The sequence below is a fragment of the Streptomyces sp. NPDC002588 genome, from assembly GCF_040295925.1.
GTDB lineage: Bacteria > Actinomycetota > Actinomycetes > Streptomycetales > Streptomycetaceae > Streptomyces.
Window position 1 is genome coordinate 1 of record NZ_JBEOWF010000094.1, and the last position, 6,641, is coordinate 6,641.

The window sequence follows — 6,641 nt, forward strand, 5'->3', positions numbered from 1 at the left end:
CGCTCGGCGAGGACTTCGGCGATCCGCAGCGCCGCTCGGCGGTAGGCGGGGCTGGACGGGCAGAACGTCTGGCGGCTGCCGTACGACAGCCGGTGCCCGTCCCGGTCGACCGGCAGCGCCTCCGGATATGCCTTGAAGAACCAGGCGGGCGGGGCCGCGGTGGGGGTGGCCAGGTCCGCGTCGATACCGTTCTCGTGAAGCAGGTCGAGGATCCGGTCCATACGGGAGAAGTCGTACACGCCCTCGGACGGCTCCAGCAGCGCCCAGGAGAAGATGCCGACGCTGACCATGGTCACGCCCGCTTCACGCATCAGGCGCATGTCCTCTGCCCAGACGTCCTTGGGCCACTGCTCGGGGTTGTAGTCACCGCCGTAGGCGATGCCGGGAACGCAAAGACGGCGTGCGGTACTCACAGGTGGGTGCTCCGGGAGATGCGTAGGGGAGGAGTGGCAAGTGCGGGTCTTTCAGCCCTTGTTGGCGCCGAGCGTCAGACCGCTGACGAACTGCCGCTGCAGCACGAAGTAGACGATCAGGGTGGGGATCGCGGTGAGCAGGGCGCCCGCGGCGATCAGGTTGGGGTCGGTGAAGTACTGGCCGGAGAGGTTGTTGAGGTCGGAGGTGATCGGCATGTTCTCGCCGGTGGAGATCAGCACGATCGCCCAGAAGAAGTCGTTGTAGATCCAGATGGACAGCAGGGTGGCCATCGCCGGCTTGCACAGCGGCAGCACGATCTGCCAGTACATCCGCCACACCGAGGCGCCGTCGACGAGAGCGGCCTCGGTCAGCTCGTGCGGCAGCATCCTCATGTAGTTGCTGAGCACGAAGGCGCAGAACCCGGACTGGAACGCCACATGGATCAGCACGAGCCCGAGCGCGGAGTCGTAGAGCTTGCCGCTCATCGTGATGCCGGGCAGGTCGATGAGCAGGTACATCCGGTACAGCGGGGTGATGATGACCTGCTGCGGCAGCAGGTTGCCGGCCGTGAAGACGAGCAGCAGGAAGATGTTGAGCCGGAAGTCGAAGCGGCTGACGTAGAACGCGACCATCGACGACAGCAGCAGCGTGATCAGCACGGCCGGGACCGCGATGATCAGCGTGTTGCCGAAGTAGTGCAGCATGTCCGACTGCTCGAACGCGTTCTTGAAGTTGTCGAGGCTCAGCTTGTCGGGCCAGGAGACGTACCCCTTGGTGCTGGTCTCCGAGTACGGGCGCAGGGCCGCGAACACCGCCCACAGCAGCGGGGCGAGCCAGGCCAGCGCGGTGACCACCAGGAAGGTGTGCAGCAGGATCCGGGCGGGCCGGACGGGCGTGCGCTGCTTGCCGAGCGCCGCGGCGGTGGGGGTGCTCATGCGCGACGCTCCTTCCGGAAGGTCGCGATCAGGTACGGGATGATGACCGCCAGGGAGATCACCAGCAGGACGACGGCGATGGCGGAGCAGTAACCGATCCGGCTGGACTCGCCGATGATGTTGTTGGTGATCAGGATTGACAGCAGTTCGGTGCCCTGGGCGCCCTTGTTGAAGACGAAGACCAGGTCGAACGCGCGCAGGGCCTCGATGATCGTCACGACCAGGACGACCGTGTTGGTGGGGCGCAGGGTGGGGAAGATGACGTTCTTGAACGTCTGCCACTCGTTGGCGCCGTCCAGCGAGGAGGCCTCGCGCAGGGACGGGTCGACGCCCTTCAGACCGGCCAGGTAGAGGATCATCATGTAGCCGGTGTGCCGCCAGGACGCGGCGATCAGGACCGCCCACAGGTTGAGGTGCGGGTCGCCGATCCAGTCGATGTAGTGGCCGGGCTTGTTGGCCCCGATGATGCTGTTGATCAGGCCGGTGTCGGGGTTGTAGACGAGCTGCCAGACGAAGCCGGTCACCGCCAGCGAGACCACGACCGGGAGGAAGAACGCGGTCTGGTAGACGCGGCTGAAGCGGATCTTCTTGTCCAGCTGGACGGCCAGGAACAGGCCCATCGGCGTCGGGATCAGGATGAGCACGACGAACCAGATGATGTTGTGCTCGACCGCGGGCCAGAACTGCGGGTTGTCGGTGAACAACTGCTTGAAGTTGTCCAGCCCCACCCACTTGATGGAGTCGAAGCCGATGCCGTCCCAGCTGGTGAAGGCCAGGGCGATGGAGGCGAGGGCGGTGACCCAGACGAGGGCCACGTGCAGGACCGTGGGCACGCCGGCCATGAAGCCGAGCGTGATGCGGTCGCGGCGGGTCAGCAGGCGCTTGTGGCCCTGTGGAACCCGCTTCTTGGTGGATGCGGTGCCCTGAGGCGGCACGGCGGCCGCCTCGCGGGTCTTCGTGGCGTTGATGCTCATGATGCTGGGAGAACCCCCGACTACGAGGACGCGAAGATCGTCTTCTTCTGGCGCTCGATCGAGGACAGCAGACCGTCGACTCCCTTGGGGTCGCGGACGAACTTCTGCAGCGCGGGCTGCATCACCGTCGAGGTGAAGTCCGGCCGGCTGTCGCGGTCCATGAACTGTGTGAGGCTCTTGGCACCGCTGATCATCTCGAAAGCCTTCTTCTGCAGCGTCGAGTAGGCGGAGGTGTCGGCCTTGCTGGAGGCGGCCACCACGCTCGGGTCGGCCTTGAGGTAGATCGCCTCGGCCTCCGGAGTGCCGAGGAACTCCAGCAGTTTCACCATGCCGTCGTGGTTCTTCGGGCTCTTGCTGACCATGAAGCCGTCGGTGGGGGCCTCGACAGTGTCCTGGCCGTACGCGGAGTTGATCTCCGGGAAGGCGAAGAAGTCGAGGTCGTCCAGGTCGGCCTTGTTGGTGAACTGCTGCGCGACGAAGGAGCCGAGGAGGTACATGCCGGCCTTCTTGGACACCAGGGTCTGCGCGGCGTCCTGCCAGGTGCGGCCGAGGGAACCGTCCTGGTGGTAGGGGAGGGCCTCGGCCCAGTGGTCGAAGGTGGCCTTGACCTTCGCGTCGGTCCAGGAGACCTTGCCCGCCATCAGCTCGACGTGGAAGTCGTAGCCGTTGGTACGGAAGTTGATCTGGTCGAAGGTGCCCATCGCGGGCCAGGCGTCCTTGTCGCCGAACGCGATCGGGACCAGGCCGTCCTTCTTCATCCGCTTGCACAGGGCGACGAGTTGGTCCCAGGTTGTGGGGACGGTGTAGCCGTGCTGCTGGAACACGCTCTTGCGGTAGAAGAGCGCCCAGGGGTACGTCGTGATCGGCACGAAGTAGTACTTGCCGTCCGCGCCCTTGCTCAGCTTCTTCATCGCGTCGGGGAAGTTGTCCCCGATTTTTGCCCACACGTCGTCGATGGCGGTGGTCAGGCCCTTGGCCGCGAAGAACTGCATGCGGTACTGAACTTGATTGGGTGATGTCGGGGCGGTTCGCCTGACGGCGGCCGGGCGGTGCCGGTAGCTCTGGGGTCCGTGAGGTACGCGCAGGGCGGCGGGTTGACCGACGCCGAGAGGGCAGCGCGAGAGCGGGTGCGGCTACAGGCCGTGGAACGCTTTGAGCGTGGGGAGAAGAACCGGGAGATAGCCGTCGCGTTGCGGGTGAGTGAGCGGTCGATCGAGCGGTGGCGCCGGGGATGGCGTGAGCAGGGCGAGAGTGGAGTGCTGTCCAGGGGCTCGCCCGGTCGGTCCAAGCTCAGCGATGCCCAGGTCGCGCGGTTGGAGCGGGAGTTGGAGCGCGGCCCGTTGGTGCACGGGTGGGCGGATCAGCGGTGGACGCTGGCGCGGGTGAAGACGCTGATCGGTCGGCTGTTCCACGTCTCCTACACAGTGGAGGGCACCTGGGGGCTGCTGAAGCGGCACGGCTGGTCGTGGCAGCAGCCTGCGCGGCGGGCGATCGAGCGCGACGATGGAGCGGTAGAGCTGTGGAAGAAGGAGGTCTGGTCGCGGGTAAAAGCACCGCGGCGGCACTCGGCGCCTGGATCGTCTTCCAGGACGAGGCCGGGCAGTCGATGACGCCGCCGCGCGCCAGGACCTGGGGACGTATCGGCCGCACACCAGTGGTGCGGGTGCGCGGACGGGGCTCCGGTCGGGTGTCGATGGCCGGGATGGTCTGCTACAAACCCGGCCAGCGTTCAAGGCTGATCTACGCCGTGCGCGAGTACCACGGCCGCAAGGACGAGCCGAAGGGCTTCGGCTGGAAGGATCTGCGCAACCTGCTGGTGCGCGCCCGCATTCAACTCGGCGGGCCGATCGTGCTGGTGTGGGACAACGTACGCCTGCACCTGACTGTCGGCATGCGGGAGTTCATCGCCGCGAACGCGCATTGGCTCACCGTCTTCCAGTTGCCCGCCTACGCGCCGGACATCAACCCGCAGGAAGGTATCTGGGCACTCGTCAAGCGTGAGATCGGCAACCTCGCCGCCGCTGACCTCGCCCAGATCACTAGAGCCGTCAAGCGCCGGCTCAAGGAGATCCAGTACCGCCCCGATCTGGTAGACGCCTGCCTCGCCGCCACCGGACTGATCGCGGACTGGTGACGCAGTCGGTCACCCGGACGCTCACAGGCGGGAGTATTCGATGGCAGGCCAGGGCTCCTGGCTGACAGGCTGTGGCCATGTGTCCCGAGTCCAACGGCGTGTCTGGCATTTCTTGGCTGGGTAACCCGATAGACGCGCGTGCGCTATTCGGTCAGGAGCTCAGGTCGCTGCTCGATACTCTGCGTGGTCTGACACCCTCCGACTGGAGCAGGACGGCAGCCGGGCGCTGGACGGTGCATGATGTTGCCGCGCATCTCCTCGGTGACTACTACGGCCGCCTCGGCCACGGCTACCGGAACGGCTTCGCCGATGGCGAGACGCTCGAGGCGTTCATCCACCGCACGAATCAGGAATGGGTCGAGCTGCACGCCGATGACAGCCCTGCTTCGCTCATCGACGCCCTGGCAGCGGCAGGCATCCAGCTCGCCCAGCGATTCGCCACAGCCAACCTTGACACTCCCGCCTTAGGCGTGTCGTGGGCGGGCGCCGACCCCGCGTCGGCGTGGTTGGACATCGCCCGGGAGTTCACCGAGCACTGGACTCACCGGCAGCAAATCCGCCACGCCATCGGCCGCGACACCGACCCGGAGCCGCGTGCCCTGGCCATGGTCCTCGATACCTTCATGCGGGCCCTGCCCCACACGCTCCGCCGCACGTCAGCACCAATCGGGGCGCAGGTCCAGGTGATCGCCGAGGGCCCTGCCGGCGGCGGCTGGACGGCGACTGCCACTGCGGACCGATGGTCGTTGTCCGAAGCGCCGAGCGGCCGACCAACCGCAGTCGTACTGCTGGATACAGAGACCGTCTGGCGATTGTCTACGCGGAACATCGATCCTGCGGATGCCTTGTCCCGCGCCCATGTGCAAGGCGATCGTCGGCTCGCCGAAGCCGCGTGCCAGATCGTGTCCATCTCTACTGACCCGACGCTGGCCTCACCGGCTTCCACCGTGCCTGACACCAACAGCGCCAGCGATGGGCACCGACATCACGCATTCAACTTCAGTAGCCAGCGAACCAGTTGAACACGTCGTCCGGGGTGCCCTGCAGATAGGAGTTGATCTGCTCCTGGAAGGTGTTGTGGTCCTTGGTGTTCACGTCGACCGTGATCCCGGACTGCTTCTTGAACGCCGCGTAGATCTCGGCGAACGCCTTCTTGGGGACGGCGTCGGACGCGTTGGAGCCGAGGGTGACGGTTTTCGGGTCGGACGCAGTACCGCTGCCGCCGCACGCGGACAGCAACGGTATGCCGGCACCGAGCAGAGCGGCCCCACCGAGTCCGCGCAGCACGGCGCGGCGGCTGGTACCAGGCAGGGGCTGACCAGGGGGTGAAAGGTGCATTTCGGCCCCTGAGAGGCTGTCATGGCCCGGGCGTGGCGCGTTGGCTCAAGGGGGCATGACGGGAAGCGGTCGACGATACGACCAGAAACAAACGCGACCGGACAGATCCGATCGGTCGACGCGTCGAAGAGTGAACTTTCCGGGGACCCGCTGTCAAGGCTCTGCAGAGAACGTGGCGAGCGGACCGCCCCTTTCGCGGCTTTGCGGCCTGCCGACGGAAGAAACGCCGCGCGAGGCCTTGACGTCCGACCGTCCGGCTGTCTAGATATGACCGCGCGGTCAGTGACCACGCGGTCATACAGCTGACCTCGCCTGATACACCTGCCAAGCGGGGCGACAGCAGGCGACGGGCATACGGCCGACAGGAGCTCTCATGACATCAGTGGCAGGGCGCGGTGCGGGTTCTCCCGCACCGCGCAGCGCGGACGTGGCCCGCGTGGCCGGCGTTTCACGCAAGACGGTGTCGCGGGTCCTCAACAACGAGCCGTATGTGTCCGACGAGGTCCGGCAGCGCGTCCTCGGTGCCGCCGAGAAACTCGGATACCGGCTGAACCACGCGGCCAGGGCATTGGCCTCGGGGCGGAATCGCTCCATCGGTGTCGTCGCCCTGGGGACGGCCGGGTACGGAACCGCCATGCTCCTCGTGGGCATCGAGAAGGCTGTGCGCGACGCCGGGTACGCGCTGCGTGTGGTCAATACGCCGGACGGGGACCCCGAAGGCATCGCCGGCGCGGTGATGTCCCTCCTGGAACAGGGAGTTGACGGGATCGTCGTCTCCGAGCCCGTCGTGGAGGGAGAGGTCTCCGTCCGCATCGACGTGCCGGTCCTGTTCCTGGGCGCGCCGCC

At 66.5% G+C, this 6,641-nt stretch carries 6 protein-coding genes and 2 pseudogenes; 3 read left to right on the forward strand and 5 right to left on the reverse strand.

Translation table 11 applies throughout. From position 1 onward, the window contains the following. From ABT057_RS48595 to ABT057_RS48610, 4 genes and pseudogenes are all read right to left on the reverse strand, one after another. The coding region (locus ABT057_RS48595; protein ID WP_352351761.1) for a beta-galactosidase at positions 1 to 413 on the reverse strand (413 nt) is incomplete at its 3' end. A gap of 51 nt (positions 414 to 464) precedes the next feature. Next, positions 465 to 1,349, reverse strand: a complete 885-nt coding sequence (locus tag ABT057_RS48600; protein ID WP_352351763.1) for a carbohydrate ABC transporter permease — start codon at positions 1,347 to 1,349, stop codon at positions 465 to 467. Next, on the reverse strand, positions 1,346 to 2,323 hold the full coding sequence (locus tag ABT057_RS48605; protein ID WP_352351765.1) for a carbohydrate ABC transporter permease: 978 nt from the start codon (positions 2,321 to 2,323) through the stop codon (positions 1,346 to 1,348). The genes ABT057_RS48600 and ABT057_RS48605 overlap by 4 nt, the downstream gene beginning before the upstream one ends. A gap of 20 nt (positions 2,324 to 2,343) precedes the next feature. Continuing rightward, positions 2,344 to 3,321, reverse strand: a pseudogene (locus tag ABT057_RS48610) (ABC transporter substrate-binding protein); the annotation flags it as partial. 72 nt (positions 3,322 to 3,393) lie between these two features. Between ABT057_RS48610 and ABT057_RS49390 the strand changes: the two are divergent. Both ABT057_RS49390 and ABT057_RS48625 read left to right on the forward strand, forming a co-directional pair. Beyond that, a protein-coding gene (locus ABT057_RS49390; protein WP_502974094.1) for an IS630 family transposase occupies positions 3,394 to 4,457 on the forward strand; the annotation gives its coding sequence in 2 pieces (ribosomal slippage) (positions 3,394 to 3,841 and positions 3,841 to 4,457; 1,065 coding nt in all). A gap of 77 nt (positions 4,458 to 4,534) precedes the next feature. Continuing rightward, positions 4,535 to 5,479 carry a maleylpyruvate isomerase family mycothiol-dependent enzyme gene (locus ABT057_RS48625; protein ID WP_352351769.1) on the forward strand — a complete coding sequence of 315 codons (945 nt, stop codon included), beginning with the start codon at positions 4,535 to 4,537 and terminating at the stop codon, positions 5,477 to 5,479. On the opposite strand, the pseudogene ABT057_RS48630 reads toward ABT057_RS48625, so the two are convergent. Next, positions 5,460 to 5,795, reverse strand: a pseudogene (locus ABT057_RS48630) (carbohydrate ABC transporter substrate-binding protein); the annotation flags it as partial. The gene ABT057_RS48625 and the pseudogene ABT057_RS48630 overlap by 20 nt on opposite strands. 373 nt (positions 5,796 to 6,168) lie before the next feature. Here ABT057_RS48630 and ABT057_RS48635 point away from each other — a divergent pair. Then, a partial coding sequence (locus tag ABT057_RS48635; protein ID WP_352351771.1) for a LacI family DNA-binding transcriptional regulator occupies positions 6,169 to 6,641 on the forward strand: 473 nt, incomplete at its 3' end.